This is a genomic window from Cupriavidus pinatubonensis, from assembly GCF_019602855.1.
In the GTDB taxonomy this organism is placed as follows: Bacteria; Pseudomonadota; Gammaproteobacteria; order Burkholderiales; family Burkholderiaceae; genus Cupriavidus; species Cupriavidus pinatubonensis.
This window is the reverse complement of record NZ_CP080767.1, coordinates 221,703-239,737: the sequence shown is the minus strand read 5'-3', so window position 1 is coordinate 239,737 and position 18,035 is coordinate 221,703. Positions and strand designations below refer to the sequence as shown.

Here is an 18,035-nt window from a genome sequence, read left to right as displayed (position 1 = left end):
CGCGTTCACGGCAGGCTGGTGGTGGTCACCGCCGACGGTGCAACCTGGCCCAGGCGCGACTTCAGTGACTGAGGCTGGCCGCTCATCAATGCAGCATAGTACGTAGCGTTGGAAAGCACATTCTTCACGTACGTGCGCGTTTCGTTGAACGGAATGGTCTCGGCGAAGATCGCGCCTTCGACCGGCCGCGTCAGCGTACTGCGCCAGGCCTTGGGCCGCCCCGGACCGGCGTTGTAAGCGGCCGACGCCAGCGTCCACGAGCTGTCGAGATCAGTCAGCACCATGCTCAGGTAATTGGTGCCCAGCACGATGTTGATGTTGGGATCACCCATCATCGATGGCGAGAAGTCGGCCATGCCGATCTTGCGCGCCACGTACTTTGCCGTCGCCGGCATCACCTGCATCAGCCCATGCGCGCCCGCCGACGAACGCGCACTCATGATGAAGCGCGATTCCTGGCGGATCAGGCCGTAGGCCCATGCCATGTCGAGGCCGACATCGTCGGTCGCGCGCTGCATGAGGTCGCGATACGGCATCGGGAAGCGTAGCGAGAAGTCATGCTCGGCGCGCGTGCGGTCCGCCGTGTTGACGGTGCGGTCCAGCAATTCGACGCGGCGTGCGTACTCGGCCGCAGCCAGCAGCTCGCGGTCGCTCATGCCGCGCAGTTCCCAGTTCCATTCCCGCGTGCCTTCGAAACGCAGGTTCATGTTGTAGAGCTTCTGCGCGCGCTGGAAGCCCGCACGGCTGCGCATGGTCATGGCCTCGGCATCGCTCACAGTGGTGCGCGCCGGCAGCGTGATGCGGTTGCCGAGTTCTTCGCTGGCGAGCTGGCCATAGAAATTGAACTGGCCCGCGATCTGCTGGTACTGCTGCTGTGCCTCCGCGTCGCGGCCATCCGCCTTCAGCGAGCGGCCGTACCAATAGGTCCAGGCCGGGTCCTTGGCGCGCAATTCGGGCCGCATCATCTCGATGGCCTGGCGCACCTGCTTCCAGTCGCCCTGCCGCAGCGCCGCGCGCACGCGCCACTCCTGCGACTCGTCCGACATCCACTGGTTGCCGCCCAGGTCCATCTGGCGGCGGTAGTAGAAGGCGGCATCGGGCAACAGCTTCTTGGCCGCGTACTGACCGATCACTCCCCAAGCCGCACCCTGTTCATCGCGCGACAGGCTGCCGCCGCTTGCTGTCAGATAGGCCACGGCCTGCGACGGATCATTGCGCGCCATCTTGACGATAGTCGCCAGCGTGTCGCTGTCCACGCGCGCATCGGGCACTGTGGCCGCGATCCTGCCGGCCAGCGTGACGAGGTTCTGTTCCAGCGCCTGGCGCGCCTGGAACGCGACATCGCTGCGCTGGATCTGCTGGCTCTGCACGAGATAGCCGATCAGGTCGACGCAGCCTTCGCCGTAGTAGCGCACATCGCTGAGCACGTTGCGCGTATCGGCCGCCACATTCTGCCCCTTGAGCGCGCGCGACAGCAGCGCGTAGCACTCGACCTGCGTGTCGTCCTTGAGCACGAACTGCGGATACTCCGCATCAAAGTTGGCCCAGTCGCGCTTCTTGCCGAGCACCAGCAGCCAGTCGTTGCGCATGCGGTCGGCAATGGCCTGACCCTTGTAGCGTTGCAGGAACGCGCGCACCTGGTCGTCCGGCGCATCGATGCGAGCCAGTCCGCTGCCGTCGAACATCTGCGGCTTGATGCGGAAATATTCGACGTACGACGGGATCGGGTAGTCGACCAGCGTCGCCGAAATGGCGTACGCACGCTCGACGTCGTTCTTGCGCGCGGCTTCGCGCAGCGCAACGAATGCGTCGTCGGGATCGGACGGGATCACCGGCGCGGCCTGCACGCGCGGCGCAGCCTGCTGCTGCAGGCGCTTTTGCGCGAGCGCGGGGGTGGAAAGCACGGCACACGCCACGGCGACCGATGCGGCCTGCCCAGCACGCCGCAGATATACTGCCTTCAGCATTCTTAGCTTCCTTATTGTGACGTCAGACGGCGCCAGCTTTGCACGCTGCCACCGTCAATTATTGGTTTGATTGCAGGGCATTATCCCACGCCATGTCAGCCCCTTCTCCGCCTTCCCCGCCACCTGACAGCGCCGCCGCAGAAGACCGCCGCGCGCTGCGCGCGCGCCTGTTGGCGCAGCGCGCCGCCGTGGCGGACCGCGCCGATGCCGACGAGCGCATCGCCGCCGGCCTGCTGCCGTTGCTCGAACGGCTGGCCATCCGTTGCCTCGGTTTCTACTGGCCGATCCAGCAGGAATTCGATGCACGCGGCGTCGTGACACAGTGGCTGTCGGCGGACACCAGCCGCCGCGCCGCGCTGCCCGCGGTCAGCCGCCCCGGCGCGCCGCTCGACTTCCACCTGTGGACACCGGACACGCCGATGACCAAAGGCCACTACGGCATTCCGGTACCGGACGGCACCGACGCAGCGCAGCCCGATGCGTTGCTGATTCCCTGTGTCGGTTTCAGCCCCGATAAGTTCCGCCTCGGCTACGGCGGCGGCTTCTACGACCGCACGCTGGCGGCCATGTCCGGGTTCCCCGTGGCTATCGGCATCGGTTTCGAAGCCTGCCGCATCGCGCTGCAAGCGCAGGAGCACGACCTGCCGATGGACTGGATCGTCAGCGAGGCTGGCGTGTTCTGACGCTGACTAACGGTGAAACCGCGCGGGGCTTGAGGGCTCAGCCCGCGCAGACGAGCTCGTCCACGAGCGCGCGCATGCAGCGCCAGTGCGAGCCTTCCCAGAACACGCGCCGGCAGCCATCGCAGGTGACGAAGCGGTCATGGCGTTCGAGCACGGCAGGCGGCACGCGGTCCGCCACGACATCGCGCGCCACCGGTTGCAGCGGTACGTTGCAGTCCAGGCAGAGCGAGAACGGCCTGGCGCTGCGAGCCAGGTCGAGCCGTTGAAAGATCTCGCGCACCTGCGGCGTGGACTTGATCGCGCGCACATAGCAGCCGTGCGTAATGCCGCGGCGCTTGAGCAGCTCGCGATCGCGCGTCAGCACGATGCGGCCTTCGCGCTCGGCAATGCGCTCGATCTCGCTGTCTTCGAAGTGGTTGTCGTAAAGCGTGTCGAAACCCATCATGCGCAGCAGGTGGGCCAGCCCGCCAAGATGGGCATCGGCCACGAAGCGCATGATCCGCAGCGGATGCGCGCGTACCCGCAGCAACGGGGAAACATCGAGCGATTCAAATTTGGGATAGACCGAGACGCGGTCGCCGTCCTCGAGCATGCGGTCGAAGCCTGACGACTCGCCATTGACGAGAATCAGCTCCACCTCGGTATGCGGCACGCCCAGTGCCTCGATCATGTGCTTGACCGTGGCGGCGCGCGCGCACGGGCACGACAGGTCACGCCTGCGCTGGTCCGGCGCAAGAAAGTCGTTCAGCTCCTCGTAGAAGCGGAAGGTAGCGGTGACCATGGGCCAGAGTATGACACCGTTGGCCCCGTGGCGCGGCTCAGCCCTTCTGGTTCGCCAGCCGCAGCGCGGCCTCCACGGCCATCTGCGCCCACGGCGTCATCGCGGCCGGCGATTCCAGGCACTCCGCCGGCAGGCTCAGGTAGTGCCGCAACGCCACCTCGCCCCGGGAGGACTGGTAGCGGAACGTATGGCTGCTCTCGGCCTCGAAACGCGGCAGCGTCTTGTCATCGGCCTTGAGGTAGCACTGGCCATCGCTGATCAGCGCGAACATCAGCCCGTCATAGAACAGGCCATGCCCACCGAACATGCGTCGCGCGGAAATAGCGCCGATGCGCGCCCCCAGCGGCCCCATCAGTTCGAGCAGGTGCTCGATGAAGGGATCAGGTCGGCGCGCGGCCACGCTCAGAGCTTCAGGCGCTGCCAGATCGCCTTGGTGGCGCCGGCCGCGTTGAGCGTGTAGAAATGCAGGCCCGGCACGCCGCCGGCCAGCAGCCGTTCGCACAGTGCCGTGACCACGTCCAGCCCAAACGCGCGGATCGACTCGCGGTCATCGCCGAAGCTCTCCAGCCGCTTGGCCACCCAGCGCGGCACTTCCGAGCCGCACATGTCAGAGAAGCGCATGAGCTGCGAGTAGTTGGTGATCGGCATGATGCCCGGGACGATCGGCACGTCCACGCCCATCGCGCGCGCATCGTCGACGAAGCGAAAGTACGCGTCGGCGTTGAAGAAGTACTGCGTGATGGCGGAGTTCGCGCCGGCCTTCACCTTGCGCACGAAGTTCTCCAGGTCGTGGCGCGGCGATTTTGCCTGCGGATGGTATTCCGGATAGGCCGCCACTTCGATCTGGAACCAGTCGCCGGTCTCGGCGCGGATGAACTCCACCAGTTCGTTGGCGTAGCGGAATTCGCCGATCTCGCCCATGCCCGACGGCATGTCGCCGCGCAGCGCCACGATATGGCGGATGCCACCGTCGCGGTACTGCTGCAGGATTTCGCGGATGCTCTCGCGCGACGAGCCCACGCACGACAGGTGCGGCGCGGCTTCGATGCCTTCGCGCTGGATTTCCAGCACGGTATCGAGCGTGCCCTGCTGTGTGGTGCCGCCGGCGCCGAACGTCACCGAGATGTACTTCGGGTTGAGCGGGGCGAGCTGCGCACGCGTGTTGCGCAGCTTCTCGGCGCCCTCCGCCGTCTTCGGCGGGAAGAATTCAAAACTGTAGTAGCGGTCTTGCATGATGGTGGCGCGCTGCGTTGGCACAGCGCGCTTGGTAGGACCCGCGGTAGTGCGCGGCCGTCAGGCCGCGCGTTCGCCCAGCAGCAGGCTGGACAGCAGCCACGAGATCACGCTGTACAGGATGGAGCCCAGCAGAGCCGCCCCGAAACCGCCGACCGAGAAGCCCGACAGCAGGTTGCCGACGAACAGGAACAGCAGCGCGTTAATCACGAAGATGAACAGCCCCAGCGTCAGCACTGTCACCGGCAACGTCAGGATCACCAGGATAGGCCGGATCAGCGTATTGACCAAACCCAGCACCAGCGCGGCCAGCATCGCCGAGCCGAAGCTTTTGAGGTGGATCGACGGCAGGATGTACGGCAGCACGAACAGCGACACGGCGTTGATGATCCAGACGATCAGCAGTCTCATGACGGCTCCTTGGAATCGGTTTCTCCCCTCTCCCGCAAGCGGGAGAGGGGTGCGCGGCAACGGTATCAATAACGGTAGTGATCGGCCTTGTACGGGCCTTCCTTCTTCACGCCGATGTACGCGGCCTGCTGCTCGGTCAGCTCGGTCAGCTGCGCGTTCAGCTTGCGCAGTTGCAGGCGGGCGACCTTTTCATCCAGGTGCTTCGGCAGCGTGTAGACACCCACGGGGTACTTGCCGCTGTCGCGCTCTTGCCAGAGTTCGATCTGCGCGATGGTCTGGTTGGCGAACGACGAGCTCATCACGTACGACGGGTGGCCCGTGGCGCAGCCCAGGTTCACGAGGCGGCCCTTGGCCAGGATGATGATCTTCTTGCCGTCCGGGAACTTGACGTGGTCAACCTGCGGCTTGATCTCGTCCCACTCGTACTTCTCGATCGACGCGATGTCGATCTCGTTGTCGAAGTGGCCGATATTGCAGACGATGGCCTGGTCCTTCATCCTGGCCATGTGGTCATGCGTAATGACGTGGTAGTTGCCGGTGCAGGTCACGAAGATGTCGCCGTGTTCGGCAGCGTAGTCCATGGTCACCACGCGGTAGCCTTCCATGGCAGCCTGGAGCGCGCAGATGGGGTCGATTTCGGTGACCCACACTTGTGCCGACAGCGCGCGCAGCGCCTGCGCGCTGCCCTTGCCCACGTCGCCGTAGCCGGCCACGATGGCGATCTTGCCGGCGATCATCACATCGGTGGCGCGCTTGATGCCGTCCACCAGCGACTCACGGCAGCCGTACAGGTTGTCGAACTTGCTCTTGGTGACCGAGTCGTTGACGTTGATGGCCGGGAACTTGAGGTCGCCCTTTTGCGCCATCTGGTACAGGCGGTGCACGCCGGTCGTGGTTTCCTCGGTCACGCCGCGGATGGCGGCCAGGTTGCGGCTGTACCACGACGGGTCCTTGGCCAGCTTTTCCTTGATCGCCGCGAACAGGAAGGTCTCTTCCTCGCTGCCGGGGTTGGCGATCAGCGAAGCGTCCTTCTCGGCCTTGGCGCCCAGGTGCAGCAGCAGCGTGGCATCGCCGCCGTCGTCCAGGATCATGTTCGGGGTGCCACCGTCGACCCAGTCGAAGATGCGGTGCGTGAAGTCCCAGTATTCCTTGAGCGACTCGCCCTTGAACGCGAACACGGGCGTGCCGCCCGCGGCGATCGCGGCAGCGGCGTGGTCCTGCGTCGAGAAGATGTTGCACGAGGCCCAGCGCACGTCGGCGCCGAGCGCCTTGAGCGTCTCGATCAGCACGGCGGTCTGGATCGTCATGTGCAGCGAACCGGCAATGCGCGCGCCCTTGAGCGGCTGAGCGGCGGCGAATTCGTCGCGGATTGCCATCAGGCCCGGCATTTCGGTCTCGGCGATGGCGATTTCCTTGCGGCCCCAGCCGGCCAAACTGATGTCGGCGACGAGGTAGTCTTGCTTGAGGTCGGTCACGGCGTTCATGTATCACTCCCGGTGAAGAGTGGATGACGGTGACGGGCGGAGATCAGGCCGCGCTTCCCATATGCATGGATGCCATGCGTGAAGCGGGCGGATAGGTCGACTCGCCACCGTGCAAACCACGGATCAGCGAGCGCCGTTGAAGACAGTCCGAGCCTGGCGGAGGGCATGTTACGCCACGATCCGTTGCAACGCTCCTCGGAGTGGCGGTATTGTAGCCTGCCCGGCGTGGACCCGCACAATGGCCACCGGCATTTTTTTCCGCTATTTCCTTGACATGACCCCGACACCACCCCGCACCCTCACCATCGCAGGTTCCGACTCGGGCGGCGGCGCCGGCATCCAGGCCGACCTCAAGACGTTTTCGGCACTCGGCTGCTTCGGCATGAGCGCCATCACCGCGATCACGGCCCAGAACACGCTGGGCGTGACGGGCGTGCATGCGATTCCGGCCGATATGGTCACCGCGCAGATCGATGCGGTCGCCTCGGATATCGGCGTCGATGCCGCCAAGACAGGCATGCTCGGCACCGCAGCCATTGTCGAGGCCGTGGCCGCGGCAGCGGACCGCCACGGCATCCGCAAGCTCGTGGTTGACCCCGTGATGATCTCCACCTCGGGCGCGACGCTCTCGGATAACGCTACCAGCCAGGCCATGGTGCGCCTGCTGTTCCCGCGTGCCGTGCTGGTGACGCCCAACCTCCCCGAGGCCTCCTACCTGCTGGGGCGGCCGATCACGCGCCGTGCCGAGATGGAACAGGCCGCCGCCGACCTGATCGCGCTGGGCTGCCCCGCAGTGCTGCTAAAGGGCGGCCACCTCGATGACGATGGCCCCGCGAGCGTTGCCAGCGGACTGGACGATCTGCTGATGCTGGCCGACGGCACCGTGCGCGTCTTTACGCACCCGCGCATCGACACGAAGAACCTGCACGGTACCGGCTGCACGCTGGCTGCGGCCATCGCCGCACAACTGGCACGCGGCGACGCGCTGGAAGAGGCCGTCAGCAAGGGACTGGACTTTGTGGCGCAGGCGATCGCCGCAGGCGCCGGCCTCGAACTCGGTGCGGGCAACGGCCCGCTCAACCACGCCTTCGCACCGCGCGTGCTGGGCTGAACGGAGACGACATGCAGCTATCCGACATCGACCTGCGCGAAGACCCTGCCGCCGCGCGCTACGTCAAGGAAGAGCAGGTACAGGTGATGTTTGCCGCCAAAGCCGGCGAACTGGAGAGCCGCGAAGGCCCCAACCGCTACCGCGTCGGCGATGCCATCGTCACCGGCGCGACCGGCGACCGCTGGGTCGTCTCGCGTGAACGCTTCGATCCGAAGTACGTGGCATTGGAGCCGTCTGCCCACGGCCAGGATGGCCCCTACCGCAACAAGCCGGTACCCGTGCTGGCCCGGCGCATGGAGGAGGCGTTCAGCATCGCGCGCTCGGACGGCGGCGATGTGCTGCACGGCAAGCCGGGCGACTGGCTGATGCAGTACGCGCCCGGCGACTACGGCATCACCGAGCAGAAGCGATTCGCAGCGGTCTACCGGCGCCTGCCGGACTGATCAGTTGCCGCCGCTGGACAGCGGCACGAGCTTGAAGGCCGCGCGGGCCACGCATACCACGGTGCCCGAGGCGTCCTTCACCTCACCCTCGCAAAACGCGATGCGTGCGCCCCGGCGCATGCAGCGGGCTTCGAGCGTCAGCTCGCCGCGCGCCGCCGCCAGGAAATGTGTGGACATATCGATCGTGATCACGCCCGTTTCCGTGGGCGCGTGCGAACGCGCCGCGCCGCTCAGCGTGAAATCCAGCGTCGCCATCAGCGTGCCGCCGTGCACGTCGCCGCGGCTGTTCACAAGCTGCGGATGCGCGGGCAGGCGCGTGCGGCAATAGCCCTCCTCGATCAGCTCCGGCTGCAGGCCGAAGTAGCGCATCAGCGGGACATCGATGCCGAAATACGGTTTTTCAAGCGTGCCGGGCGCGGCGGGGATGATTTCGGGGATGGGGGTGGACATGATGGGCGCGAGGTGATTGGCCGGGAATGCTGTGCGACATGATAGCGGCGGGGTCGGGATTGGTTCCGGCGCCTGGGCGAATGTCGCACAAATGTTGGAGCATTGCGCATCCGAGGTTCACTGAAGCTTCGGGCATGCTGACCACGCGAGAACAGCGCAAGCAGGTCGATATCCGGGAACAGCGCAGTTGCAGCCAGATCGCGGCGAGAACATGCGGCACGTCGTCCGCCGTGGCCTGGCGGACGACGAAGGGGGCCGGCGCTTACGCTGCCGGGAAAAGGCTGATCAGGTGTGCGACGGCCGCCGGGACATCGTCGGCTTCAGTGATCGCACGGACCACCGCAGCGCTGCCGACGCCCACCGCCAGCACCTGCCCCATATTGGAAGCATTCACCCCCCCAATACCCACCAACGACGGAACCACTGGCTGCATCACCTTCGCATACGCCCGGAACCGCCCCATCCCCTGCGGCGCCGTAGGCATCACCTTGGTAGTCGTCGGGAAGATCGCGCCCAACGCCAGATAGCTAGGCCGAATCGCCGCCACGCGCAGCATCTCCGCATAGCCATGCGTCGACACGCCGAGCCTGAGCCCCGAAGCGCGCAGCGCATCAAGATCCGCATTGTCGAGGTCTTCCTGACCGAGGTGGATGCCATAGATGCCGCTGTCGCCGCCAGCGGCGGCGTGCAATTCAACAGCCACCTGCCAGTGGTCGTTGATGAACAGCCGGGACTGCGATCCCTTGGCAGCCTGCGCGGCACGCGCGATTTCCGCGCGCACGGCGGCCGGGTCATCCGACTTGAAGCGCAGCTGCACCGTCGGAACGCCCAGCGGCACCAGGCGTTCGATCCATTCGGCGCTCGGCACCACGGCATAGAGACCCAGTGCCGGCGGGCACGGCGCGAAGGCTTGCGTAGCGGCTTCCGGCGCCACCAGCGCGGCATGGCGCACGCGCGGGAAGCGCTCGAACTCGGACGGCCATTCCGCCGACCCCGGCCGCCACGCACGTGCAAGGCACAACGCGTCATGCGAGGGGAAATGCAGCGACAGACAGGCCAGCAGCACCGCGACAAACGCCGGTGAATGCGCGTGGTCATCATCAGCGTGCGACGAAAGCACCCACGTGCCCATCGGGGAACGCACGGTGTCGATCCACTGACCGCCTTCGCGATCTGTCTCGATGAGCGTGGCACCGGCGGCCCCAACACGTGCGATCAGGTCGGCATCGGCCTCACCATCCGACAGCAGCACGTCGTGTACGCCGGGGCTGGCGGGCGCATCGGCAAGCCGCCAGGCCTGCCACGGATGATCCGACACGCCGAAGGTCTCGCCGTAGTGTTCAAGCACGGCCTGGCGCAGCGGGCCGTCGCTCGGGGCGTGCACCGCGTGGCGGGTCATGCGCGGTGCTCCGTGTTTTCGGCGTGCCAGAACGGCATGCCGACCACCGGGGTGCTGGCCTGCGCGACTTCGCGCTCGGGCATCGGGCCGGCCAGATAGGCGGTGCGTCCGGCTTCGACGGCCTGCGCGAACGCGCGTGCCATGTTGACCGGATACGCGGCCTGCGCCACAGCGGTGTTCAGCAGCACGCCGTCATAGCCCCACTCCAGCACCTGCGCCGCATGCGACGGCAGACCCAGGCCTGCGTCGACGATCAGCGGGGTGTCCGGCAGGCGTTCGCGCAGTACGCGCATCGCGTGCGGGTTGATGGCGCCACGGCCGGTGCCGATGGGCGCGGCCCACGGCATCAGTGCCTGGCAGCCGACGTCGAGCAGACGGCGGCACAGGACGAGGTCCTCAGTGCAGTACGGCAGCACCTTGAAGCCTTCCTTGATCAGCGTTTCGGCCACGTCGGGCAGGTTCAGCGTGTCGGGCTGCAGCGTGTAGTCGTCGCCGATCAGCTCGAGCTTGATCCAGTCGGTCTCGAACACCTCGCGCGCCATCATGGCGGTGTTGACCACTTCCTGCGGCGTGAAACAGCCGGCGGTGTTCGGCAGCACGGGCACGCCGAGCGCCTTGAGCATCTGCCAGAAGGCCTGGCCACCCTCGCCTTCGCCCACCGCGCCCTGGCGGCGCAGTGCCACGGTCACCATGGCCGGGCGCGAAATTTCCACGGCTGCCTGCAGCGTGGCCGGCGACGGATAGCGGGCCGTGCCCAGCAGCAGGCGCGAGTCGAAGGACTCGCCATAGAGCACGAACGGGTCGCGCAGGGTTTCAGTCGGTTCGAATGTCATGGGGGTCAGCCTCCCGTCACGGGTTGGACGAGGTCAATGCGGTCGCCGGCCGCGAGGGGCGTGGCCGCGTGCGCGGCGCGGGGCACGAACTGGCCGTTGACCGCCGCGGCGAACGGCGGAGCAATCTTGGCGGCCACCACCGCGTCCGCGAGCGTGGCGGCGTCGGCGACAACGAAGGGGCGGCCGTTCAACAGGATATCCATGGGTTCAGCATCAGTGCAGCAGGCCGGTGGGGCCCACAGGGGCTTCGGCAAGCGCGGGGGTTTCCGTCACGGCGTCGATCATGCCGGGCCAGCGCAGCGCGGACGGCACCGCATGGGCGGCCGGGTCATCGTTGAGCAGCGCATTCACCACCTCGCACGCCGCCTCGGTCACCGCGGGCGCGATCAGGAAACCGTGCCGGTACAGCCCGTTCACGCGTACCACGCGGGCCTGCTGGTCTACGCGGATCGCGGGCAGGTGATCGGGACGCGTGGGACGGCGCTGCACGTTGAGTTCGAGCACGCGCGCCTCCCCAAATGCCGGGTGCAGGGAGTGCGCGGCCGACAGCAGTTCCAGCGCGGAACGCACGCTCATCGGCGAATCGTCCTCGCTCTCGAGTTCGGTGGCGCCGATCACGTACAGGTCGTTGGGCTTCGGTGCGATGTAGATCGGATAACGCGGATGCAGCAGGCGCACAGGACGGTGCAGCTTCACGTCTGGCGCATGCACCCGCACGACTTCGCCACGCAGCCCGCGCAAGCCAGGCATCGCGCCGCGGCCGTCCTTGCCGGGCTCCGCAGGCCATGCGGCGCGCGCGCCCAGACCGCGGCAATCCAGCACCACGCGCGCACGAATGCCGAGCGATGGCAGCGTGGCAACGTCTACATCTCCGGCTTCCCACACGCAATGCACGCCGTCGCCGACGGCGCACGACAGTAGCGCGCGCAGCGCACCGCGATTGTCGAGCTGGCCTTCGCCAGACAGCAGCAAGCCTTGCGGAAACCGTCCTGCCAGCGCGGGTTCCACCTCGCCCACGCCCTTGCCGTCGAGCGCGCGCATGCGCTGCGCCACGAGTTCCGGCGGGGACACCGCGCGCACGCGGCTCGTGAACAGGGACATCTCGCCGCGATCGCGCGCATGCCAGACTACGAGCGTGCCGTCCTCCTGGAAAAACACGGGTTCGCGCAACTGCATGAGCCACGCGCGCCACAGGCCGACGCTGGCAATGCCGAGATCGACAATTCGGCGCTCCGCGATCGCCGACTCCGCAAGCGGCGCGAGCATGGCGGCCGCAACGTACGCGGCGGAGCCCGAACCGTCCGGGCCGCCGCGCTCGACCAGCGCCACGCGCGCGCCCTGGCGCACGAGCAGCCAGGCGGCCAGGCGGCCGGCAAGGCCGGCACCGAGGATAGCGACATCAAAGGACTGCACTGCTGTCATGAGGTTTGTGCCGCCGGCGGCGCAATGCGCGCCGCCGCCGGCCTCCTTATCCGGATAGCCCGTCGCGCGGGGCGCTGCGCGGCGGGCGAAAAAACGCGGGCATGGCTGCGAACCATGCCCGTACTGCCTTACGAATAGATCTTGCTGCCCTTCTTCAGGAACTCGATCGACTTCTCTTCCATGCCCTGCTGCGCTTCCTTCGGCAGCGATGCCGCGTAGTCGCGCACTTCCTGCGTGATCTTCATCGAGCAGAACTTCGGCCCGCACATCGAACAGAAGTGGGCAATCTTGGCGCCTTCGGCCGGCAGCGTGGCGTCGTGGTACGAACGTGCGCGTTCCGGATCCAGGCCGAGGTTGAACTGGTCTTCCCAGCGGAACTCGAAGCGCGCCTTCGACAGCGCGTTGTCGCGCAGCTGCGCGCCGGGCCAGCCCTTGGCCAGATCGGCGGCGTGGGCGGCGATCTTGTAGGTGATGATGCCCTCGCGCACGTCTTCCTTGTCCGGCAGGCCCAGGTGCTCCTTCGGCGTGACGTAGCACAGCATGGCCGTGCCCATCCAGCCGATGTTGGCCGCGCCGATGCCGCTGGTGATGTGGTCGTAGCCCGGGGCGATGTCGGTCACGAGCGGTCCGAGCGTGTAGAACGGTGCCTCGTAGCAGTGCTTGAGCTCTTCATCCATGTTCGCCTGGATGCGCTGCAGCGGCACGTGGCCCGGACCTTCGATCATGACCTGCACGTCGTGCTTCCATGCCTTGGCTGTCAGCTCGCCAAGCGTGCGCAGTTCGCCGAATTGCGCGTCATCGTTCGAATCCGCGATGCAACCCGGACGCAGGCCGTCGCCGAGGCTGAACGACACGTCGTACGCCTTCATGATCTCGCAGATCTCGTCGAAGTGCGTGTACAGGAAGTTCTCCTTGTGATGCGCCAGGCACCACTTGGCCATGATCGAACCGCCGCGCGAGACAATGCCCGTCACGCGGTCGGCCGTCAGCGGCACGTAGCGCAGCAGCACGCCGGCATGGATCGTGAAGTAGTCCACGCCCTGCTCGGCCTGCTCGATCAGCGTGTCGCGGAACATCTCCCAGGTCAGGTCCTCGGCGATGCCGCCGGTCTTGTCGAGCGCCTGGTAGATCGGCACCGTGCCGATAGGCACCGGCGAATTGCGCAGGATCCATTCGCGCGTTTCATGGATGTGCTTGCCGGTCGACAGGTCCATGATGGTGTCGGCGCCCCAGCGGATCGACCACACCATCTTTTCCACTTCCTCGGCCAGCGACGACGTCACGGCGGAGTTGCCCAGGTTGCCGTTGATCTTGACGCGGAAATTGCGCCCGATCGCCATCGGCTCCAGCTCGGTGTGGTTGATGTTGGCGGGGATGATCGCGCGACCCGTGGCAATCTCGTTGCGCACGAATTCCGGCGTGATGTCTTCCGGACGCAGCGGCAGGCCGGCGCCCAGCGCATTGCCCGGGTGCTGGCGCAGCAGCGCCTTGTATTCGGGCTTGTCGTACAGCGCCTGCAGGTTCAGCGATTCGCGCAGCGCCACGTATTCCATTTCCGGCGTGATGATGCCCTTGCGCGCATAGTGCATCTGCGACACGTTGGCGCCGGCCTTCGCGCGGCGCGGGTTCGTCAGCTGGGCAAAGCGCAGGTGCGCGGTGGCCGGGTCGTTGGCACGGTCACGGCCATATTCCGACGACAGGCCGGGCAGCACTTCGGTGTCGCCGCGTTCTGCGATCCACTTTTCGCGCAGCGCCGGCAGGCCGGCCTTCAGGTCGATATGCACGTCCGGGTCGCTGTACGGGCCCGAGGTGTCGTACACGGGGATCGGCGGATTGGGCATTTCGCCCTTCTCGGTACGCGTGGACGTCTGCAGGATCGTGCGCATCGGCACGCGGATATCCGGGCGGCTGCCGGGGATGTAGGTCTTGCTGGAAGCCGGGTAGGCAAACTTCTGGTCGAGGTCGCTCTCGAGCGATTCGAATGATGCGGCGGGGGCAGTACGGGCCATGGGTGTCGTCCTCTCTCTTGCGGGGTGGACGAAACCAGGAGCCCTGTGAGCGCCGCCGGGGCCTGAGGCCGGGGAGGCGAGTCCCGGAGGGACAAGAGACTTGGTCTTGCTAGAAACTTCCCACGCCGGTACTAACCGGATCGGGTTCGAAGGGACTCTCTCAGCTCGCACGGCCCATCCGTACGGCACCCCTGTTTCATCCAACGGGGTGAATTTAAGCATAAGCACCGGGTGGGCGCCAGTGCCAGTTGCCGGTCATTTGTGGTGCCACAGCTTTGCGCTGCGGTATCGAATCACGGATGTTGCGGCGCAGTACGTGCCATAAGGGCACCACGAGGCACTCGCGCGCCGTTCTACGTGCTCTACCATGCAATCAAAGGCCAGCACAATCCAGGAGACATCATGACCGACGCCGCCACGCATCGCGTCTTCAACCAGGTGCCCGATCTCGCGCACTACAACCTGTTTGGCTGCGATCCCATCGTCGGCGACGCGCTGGAGCGCCTCGGTGGCGGGTGGCACGCGGCGGACCTGATGGCCTATGGCGCGCGGCTTGGTGAACCGGAAGTGCTCGCGTGGGGTGCCGATGCCAACCGGTACGCCCCCGAACTGCATACGTACAGCCGCACCGGCGAGCGCGTCGACCAGGTCACGTTCCACCCGAGCTGGCATGCGCTGCTGTCCCTGCTGCGCAGCCAGCAGTTGCAGGCAATGCCGTTCGCAGAACCGCGCGCCGGTGCCTGGATTGCGCGCACGGCCGGCTATTTCCTGCAGGCGCAAGTCGAGTCGGGATCACTGTGCCCGATCACCATGACCTTCGCCAGTATTCCCGTGCTACGCAAGGAAACCGCGCTGTTCGCCGACCTGGAGCCGCGCCTGTACGCGAAGAACCATGATGCGCGCGATCTGCCGTGGCGCGACAAGACCGCGATCATGATCGGCATGGGCATGACCGAGAAGCAAGGCGGCTCAGATGTGCGCGCCAACACGACGGTAGCCCATCCCGTGCGCGGCGAGGGCCGCGGCGCCGAATACCTGCTGACCGGGCACAAGTGGTTCTTCTCCGCGCCGATGTGCGACGCGCATCTGGTGGTCGCGCGCATGGGCGCCGAAGACGGCCCGCTGTCCTGCTTCTTCGTGCCGCGCTTTCGCGACGACGGCAGCAAGAACCCGATCCAGATCCAGCGCCTGAAGGACAAGCTCGGCAACCGCTCCAACAGCAGCAGCGAAGTGGAGTTCCGCGAGGCCAGCGGCATCCTGATCGGCGAGGAGGGCCGCGGCATCCCGACCATCATCGAAATGGCCACGAGCACACGGCTCGATTGCGTGATCGGCAGCGCGGCGATCCTGCGCGCAGCGTACGTGCAGGCGCTGCACCACACGCGCCACCGCGCCGCCTTCGGCAGCCTGCTCGCGGACCAGCCGCTGATGCGCAACGTGCTGGCCGACCTCGCGCTCGAAAGCGAGGCCGCCACGCTGCTGATGATGGAACTGGCCCATGCGTTCGAGCACGCCGAGACCGATCCGCTTGCCGCCGCGTGGAAGCGCGTGGTGACGCCTGCTGCCAAGTTCTGGATCTGCAAGCGAACGATCGAGGCCACCGGCGAGGCGATGGAAGTCTGGGGCGGCAACGGCTATGTCGAAGACGGCCCCATGGCACGCCTCTATCGCGAAGCGCCGGTCAATTCGATCTGGGAAGGATCGGGCAACATCATGTGCCTGGACGTACTGCGCGCGATCCAGCGCACGCCCGACGACGCAGCGCGCCTGCTGCATGACCTGTCCCGGCGCGCCGCGGCGCATCCTGCGGTTCGCGCCGAACTGGCGTCGCTGCAGGCCATGCTCCGCGAGCCCGCGGAACAGCTTGAGGCCCATGCGCGGCGCTTTGCGCAGGGACTTGTACTGACCGCGCAGTCCGCCCTGATGCTCGCACATGCAGACGCCGAGAATGCCGAAGCGTTCGTCGCAAGCCGGCTCGGCCGGCAGCACGGGCGCGTGTTCGGCACGCTCGACATGGAGCCCGAAGTGCTGAAACGCGTATTCGAACGCGGCTGGACCGCGTGAAACCCGCGAAGCGACTCAGGCCTCCATCGGCTCGCGAATCCTGAGCAGTACGCGCGGCGCATAGCGGATCAGGTCATGCGCGCGCTCGCCGATCATGATGGCGGGTGCATTGGTATTGCCGCCGATCAGCGTCGGCATGATCGACGCATCGACCACGCGCAGACCTTCCACACCGCGCACGCGCAATTGCGGATCGACCACCGCCATTGCGTCCATGCCCATGCGGCACGTGCCCACGGGATGGTAGATGGTGTCCGCGCGTTCGCGGATCATCTCGCGCACGGCCGCGTCGTCGCTGTCGTCGGCACGCAGGTGCGCGGAATACAACTCGCGCCCGCCGAAGCACAGAAGCTGCGGCTGATTGAAGATCCGGCGCACGATTTTCACGCCGGCCACCATATCGTCCAGGTCGCGCGGATCTGACAAGTAGCCGGGATCGATGCACGGCGGCTGCCGCATATCGGGCGAATCGAGCCGGACTTCACCGCGGCTGCGCGGACGCAGCACGCACACATGGCATGAATAACCGTGGCCGAAGCGGATCTTGCGCATGTGGTCGTCGGCCATGCCCACCACGAAATGCAGTTGCAGGTCCGGTTCTGCCAGGTCGGGATGGCTGCGGATGAAGCCGCCGGCCTCGGCAAAGTTGGAACTCATCATGCCCGCGCGCTCGCGCCGGTAGCGCAGCATCTCGGACAGCAAGTGCATGGCACCGCTGAGCGACAGGCCAAACAGCTCCAGCGCGGGCACGCGCTTCTGCAGGATGACGTCGAGATGGTCCTGGAGGTTGCCGCCGACACCGGGCAGGTCGTGCACCACAGCAATACCGCGATCGCGCAGGTGCGCCGCGGGGCCGATGCCGGAGGCCATCAGCAGCTGCGGCGAGCCGAAGGTGCCAGCCGACACGATGACGTCCCGACGAGCGCGAAGCAGGTGCTGGCGGCCATTGCGCACAGCCAGCACGCCTACCGCATGCCTGCCCTCGAAGACAATACGCAGCACCTGCATGCCGGTCAGCACGTGCAGGCCGGCACGTCCGCCGTTACAGGCCTTGTCGCGTGCATTGCCGCCATGCAGGTAAGCGCGCGCGGCGTTCCAGCGCTCGCCTTCGTGCTGCGTAACCTGGTACCAGCCGACGCCTTCCTGCTCCTCGCCGTTGAAATCGTCGTTGCGCGTGAAGCCGGCCTGCTGGGCGGCGTCGATGAAATGCTGGCCGAATGGATTGGGCGTGCGCAGGTCCGATACGTGGAGCGGGCCCGTGCCGCCATGCAGTGGATCCTCGTCGCTGCCGGCCACGCGCGCATTGCACTCGGCGCGGCGAAAGTACGGCAGCACATCGTCCCATGACCACCCGTCGCAGCCTGCGGCGGCCCACGCGTCGTAGTCGGCGGGGCGGCCGCGCGTGTAGATCATGGCGTTGATCGATGAGGAGCCACCGAGCCCGCGGCCCCGTGGCTGGAAGCCGCGCCTGCCGTTCAGTCCGGGCTGCGGCACGGTTTCATAGGCGTAGTTGCGGGCCCCGCCGCGCGGCAGCATGGCGCCGATGCCCGCGGGTGTGCGCACCAGCACATGGTGGTCGTGATGGCCCGCCTCGACCAGCGCGATACTGTCGCTGCCGCTGTCAGCGAGGCGCCCGGCCAGCGCACACCCCGCCGAACCCGCGCCGACAACGACATAGTCATACGTGGTTTCCATCAGTCTCCCCGCGTGTCCGGAGAGGGCGGCGGGGCGTATGCCCTCTGCCC

Annotated in this window: 17 protein-coding genes and 2 riboswitches; of the genes, 4 read left to right on the top strand and 13 right to left on the bottom strand. The window is 66.7% G+C overall.

Going from position 1 to position 18,035, the window contains the following annotated elements; all coding sequences use genetic code 11:
• Positions 1 to 5: 5 nt before the first annotated feature.
• Entirely contained in the window at positions 6 to 1,967 is a 1,962-nt protein-coding gene (locus K2O51_RS13540) for a lytic transglycosylase domain-containing protein (RefSeq protein ID WP_220631223.1), read from the bottom strand.
• Between the two features lie 92 nt (positions 1,968 to 2,059).
• Here K2O51_RS13540 and K2O51_RS13535 point away from each other — a divergent pair, with 92 nt between their 5' ends.
• Positions 2,060 to 2,650, top strand: coding sequence for a 5-formyltetrahydrofolate cyclo-ligase (locus K2O51_RS13535; RefSeq protein WP_011296408.1), 591 nt, complete (start codon positions 2,060 to 2,062; stop codon positions 2,648 to 2,650).
• 37 nt (positions 2,651 to 2,687) lie between these two features.
• Here K2O51_RS13535 and K2O51_RS13530 read toward each other — a convergent pair whose 3' ends face one another.
• The 5 genes from K2O51_RS13530 to ahcY form a co-directional block, all read right to left on the bottom strand.
• Positions 2,688 to 3,431 carry a Mut7-C RNAse domain-containing protein gene (locus tag K2O51_RS13530; RefSeq protein WP_011296407.1) on the bottom strand — a complete coding sequence of 248 codons (744 nt, stop codon included), beginning with the start codon at positions 3,429 to 3,431 and terminating at the stop codon, positions 2,688 to 2,690.
• A gap of 37 nt (positions 3,432 to 3,468) precedes the next feature.
• Positions 3,469 to 3,831 carry a TfoX/Sxy family protein gene (locus tag K2O51_RS13525; RefSeq protein ID WP_220631222.1) on the bottom strand — a complete coding sequence of 121 codons (363 nt, stop codon included), beginning with the start codon at positions 3,829 to 3,831 and terminating at the stop codon, positions 3,469 to 3,471.
• A gap of 2 nt (positions 3,832 to 3,833) precedes the next feature.
• A complete protein-coding gene (gene metF, locus K2O51_RS13520; protein ID WP_011296405.1) occupies positions 3,834 to 4,664 on the bottom strand; it encodes a methylenetetrahydrofolate reductase [NAD(P)H] in 831 nt (276 codons plus the stop codon).
• Positions 4,665 to 4,724: 60 nt separating this feature from the next.
• Complete coding sequence (locus tag K2O51_RS13515; RefSeq protein WP_011296404.1) at positions 4,725 to 5,075, bottom strand: phage holin family protein; 351 nt, start codon at positions 5,073 to 5,075, stop codon at positions 4,725 to 4,727.
• A 65-nt stretch (positions 5,076 to 5,140) separates the two neighbouring features.
• Positions 5,141 to 6,559 carry an adenosylhomocysteinase gene (gene ahcY, locus K2O51_RS13510; protein WP_011296403.1) on the bottom strand — a complete coding sequence of 473 codons (1,419 nt, stop codon included), beginning with the start codon at positions 6,557 to 6,559 and terminating at the stop codon, positions 5,141 to 5,143.
• Positions 6,560 to 6,680: 121 nt separating this feature from the next.
• Positions 6,681 to 6,762, bottom strand: a riboswitch (S-adenosyl-L-homocysteine riboswitch).
• A gap of 71 nt (positions 6,763 to 6,833) precedes the next feature.
• Here ahcY and thiD point away from each other — a divergent pair.
• Together thiD and K2O51_RS13500 are read left to right on the top strand one after the other, a co-directional pair.
• Entirely contained in the window at positions 6,834 to 7,670 is an 837-nt protein-coding gene (gene thiD, locus K2O51_RS13505; protein WP_049796439.1) for a bifunctional hydroxymethylpyrimidine kinase/phosphomethylpyrimidine kinase, read from the top strand.
• 11 nt (positions 7,671 to 7,681) lie between these two features.
• Positions 7,682 to 8,113 carry a PGDYG domain-containing protein gene (locus K2O51_RS13500; protein ID WP_011296401.1) on the top strand — a complete coding sequence of 144 codons (432 nt, stop codon included), beginning with the start codon at positions 7,682 to 7,684 and terminating at the stop codon, positions 8,111 to 8,113.
• On the opposite strand, the gene K2O51_RS13495 is transcribed toward K2O51_RS13500, so the two are convergent.
• The 6 genes from K2O51_RS13495 to thiC all read right to left on the bottom strand — a co-directional run bounded on the left by K2O51_RS13495 (position 8,114) and on the right by thiC (position 14,226).
• A complete protein-coding gene (locus K2O51_RS13495) occupies positions 8,114 to 8,563 on the bottom strand; it encodes a PaaI family thioesterase (RefSeq protein ID WP_011296400.1) in 450 nt (149 codons plus the stop codon).
• 262 nt (positions 8,564 to 8,825) lie between these two features.
• Positions 8,826 to 9,962, bottom strand: a complete 1,137-nt coding sequence (locus tag K2O51_RS13490) for a thiamine phosphate synthase (protein WP_220631221.1) — start codon at positions 9,960 to 9,962, stop codon at positions 8,826 to 8,828.
• Positions 9,959 to 10,795, bottom strand: a complete 837-nt coding sequence (locus K2O51_RS13485; protein ID WP_011296398.1) for a thiazole synthase — start codon at positions 10,793 to 10,795, stop codon at positions 9,959 to 9,961. Before K2O51_RS13485 ends, K2O51_RS13490 begins: the two co-directional genes overlap by 4 nt.
• A gap of 5 nt (positions 10,796 to 10,800) precedes the next feature.
• Positions 10,801 to 10,998 (bottom strand): sulfur carrier protein ThiS, encoded by a 198-nt coding sequence (gene thiS / locus K2O51_RS13480; RefSeq protein WP_011296397.1) that lies wholly within the window; start codon positions 10,996 to 10,998, stop codon positions 10,801 to 10,803.
• 10 nt (positions 10,999 to 11,008) lie between these two features.
• A complete protein-coding gene (locus K2O51_RS13475; RefSeq protein WP_011296396.1) occupies positions 11,009 to 12,217 on the bottom strand; it encodes an FAD-dependent oxidoreductase in 1,209 nt (402 codons plus the stop codon).
• 128 nt (positions 12,218 to 12,345) lie between these two features.
• Complete coding sequence (thiC, locus tag K2O51_RS13470) at positions 12,346 to 14,226, bottom strand: phosphomethylpyrimidine synthase ThiC (RefSeq protein WP_011296395.1); 1,881 nt, start codon at positions 14,224 to 14,226, stop codon at positions 12,346 to 12,348.
• 100 nt (positions 14,227 to 14,326) lie between these two features.
• Positions 14,327 to 14,429, bottom strand: a riboswitch (TPP riboswitch).
• Between the two features lie 199 nt (positions 14,430 to 14,628).
• Here thiC and K2O51_RS13465 point away from each other — a divergent pair.
• Positions 14,629 to 16,290 (top strand): acyl-CoA dehydrogenase family protein, encoded by a 1,662-nt coding sequence (locus K2O51_RS13465; RefSeq protein ID WP_011296394.1) that lies wholly within the window; start codon positions 14,629 to 14,631, stop codon positions 16,288 to 16,290.
• 15 nt (positions 16,291 to 16,305) lie between these two features.
• On the opposite strand, the gene K2O51_RS13460 is transcribed toward K2O51_RS13465, so the two are convergent.
• Positions 16,306 to 17,985 carry a GMC family oxidoreductase gene (locus K2O51_RS13460; RefSeq protein ID WP_220631220.1) on the bottom strand — a complete coding sequence of 560 codons (1,680 nt, stop codon included), beginning with the start codon at positions 17,983 to 17,985 and terminating at the stop codon, positions 16,306 to 16,308.
• Positions 17,986 to 18,035 lie beyond the last annotated feature (50 nt).

Excerpts from the sequence above, each read along its gene's own strand:
- K2O51_RS13540 (WP_220631223.1), bottom strand. The coding sequence starts at position 1,967 with ATGCTGAAGGCAGTATATCTGCGGCGTGCTGGGCAGGCCGCATCGGTC.
- K2O51_RS13535 (WP_011296408.1), top strand. The coding sequence starts at position 2,060 with ATGTCAGCCCCTTCTCCGCCTTCCCCGCCACCTGACAGCGCCGCCGCA.
- K2O51_RS13530 (WP_011296407.1), bottom strand. The coding sequence starts at position 3,431 with ATGGTCACCGCTACCTTCCGCTTCTACGAGGAGCTGAACGACTTTCTT.
- metF (WP_011296405.1), bottom strand. The coding sequence starts at position 4,664 with ATGCAAGACCGCTACTACAGTTTTGAATTCTTCCCGCCGAAGACGGCG.
- K2O51_RS13515 (WP_011296404.1), bottom strand. The coding sequence starts at position 5,075 with ATGAGACTGCTGATCGTCTGGATCATCAACGCCGTGTCGCTGTTCGTG.
- ahcY (WP_011296403.1), bottom strand. The coding sequence starts at position 6,559 with ATGAACGCCGTGACCGACCTCAAGCAAGACTACCTCGTCGCCGACATC.
- thiD (WP_049796439.1), top strand. The coding sequence starts at position 6,834 with ATGACCCCGACACCACCCCGCACCCTCACCATCGCAGGTTCCGACTCG.
- K2O51_RS13500 (WP_011296401.1), top strand. The coding sequence starts at position 7,682 with ATGCAGCTATCCGACATCGACCTGCGCGAAGACCCTGCCGCCGCGCGC.
- K2O51_RS13495 (WP_011296400.1), bottom strand. The coding sequence starts at position 8,563 with ATGTCCACCCCCATCCCCGAAATCATCCCCGCCGCGCCCGGCACGCTT.
- K2O51_RS13490 (WP_220631221.1), bottom strand. The coding sequence starts at position 9,962 with ATGACCCGCCACGCGGTGCACGCCCCGAGCGACGGCCCGCTGCGCCAG.
- K2O51_RS13485 (WP_011296398.1), bottom strand. The coding sequence starts at position 10,795 with ATGACATTCGAACCGACTGAAACCCTGCGCGACCCGTTCGTGCTCTAT.
- thiS (WP_011296397.1), bottom strand. The coding sequence starts at position 10,998 with ATGGATATCCTGTTGAACGGCCGCCCCTTCGTTGTCGCCGACGCCGCC.
- K2O51_RS13475 (WP_011296396.1), bottom strand. The coding sequence starts at position 12,217 with ATGACAGCAGTGCAGTCCTTTGATGTCGCTATCCTCGGTGCCGGCCTT.
- thiC (WP_011296395.1), bottom strand. The coding sequence starts at position 14,226 with ATGGCCCGTACTGCCCCCGCCGCATCATTCGAATCGCTCGAGAGCGAC.
- K2O51_RS13465 (WP_011296394.1), top strand. The coding sequence starts at position 14,629 with ATGACCGACGCCGCCACGCATCGCGTCTTCAACCAGGTGCCCGATCTC.
- K2O51_RS13460 (WP_220631220.1), bottom strand. The coding sequence starts at position 17,985 with ATGGAAACCACGTATGACTATGTCGTTGTCGGCGCGGGTTCGGCGGGG.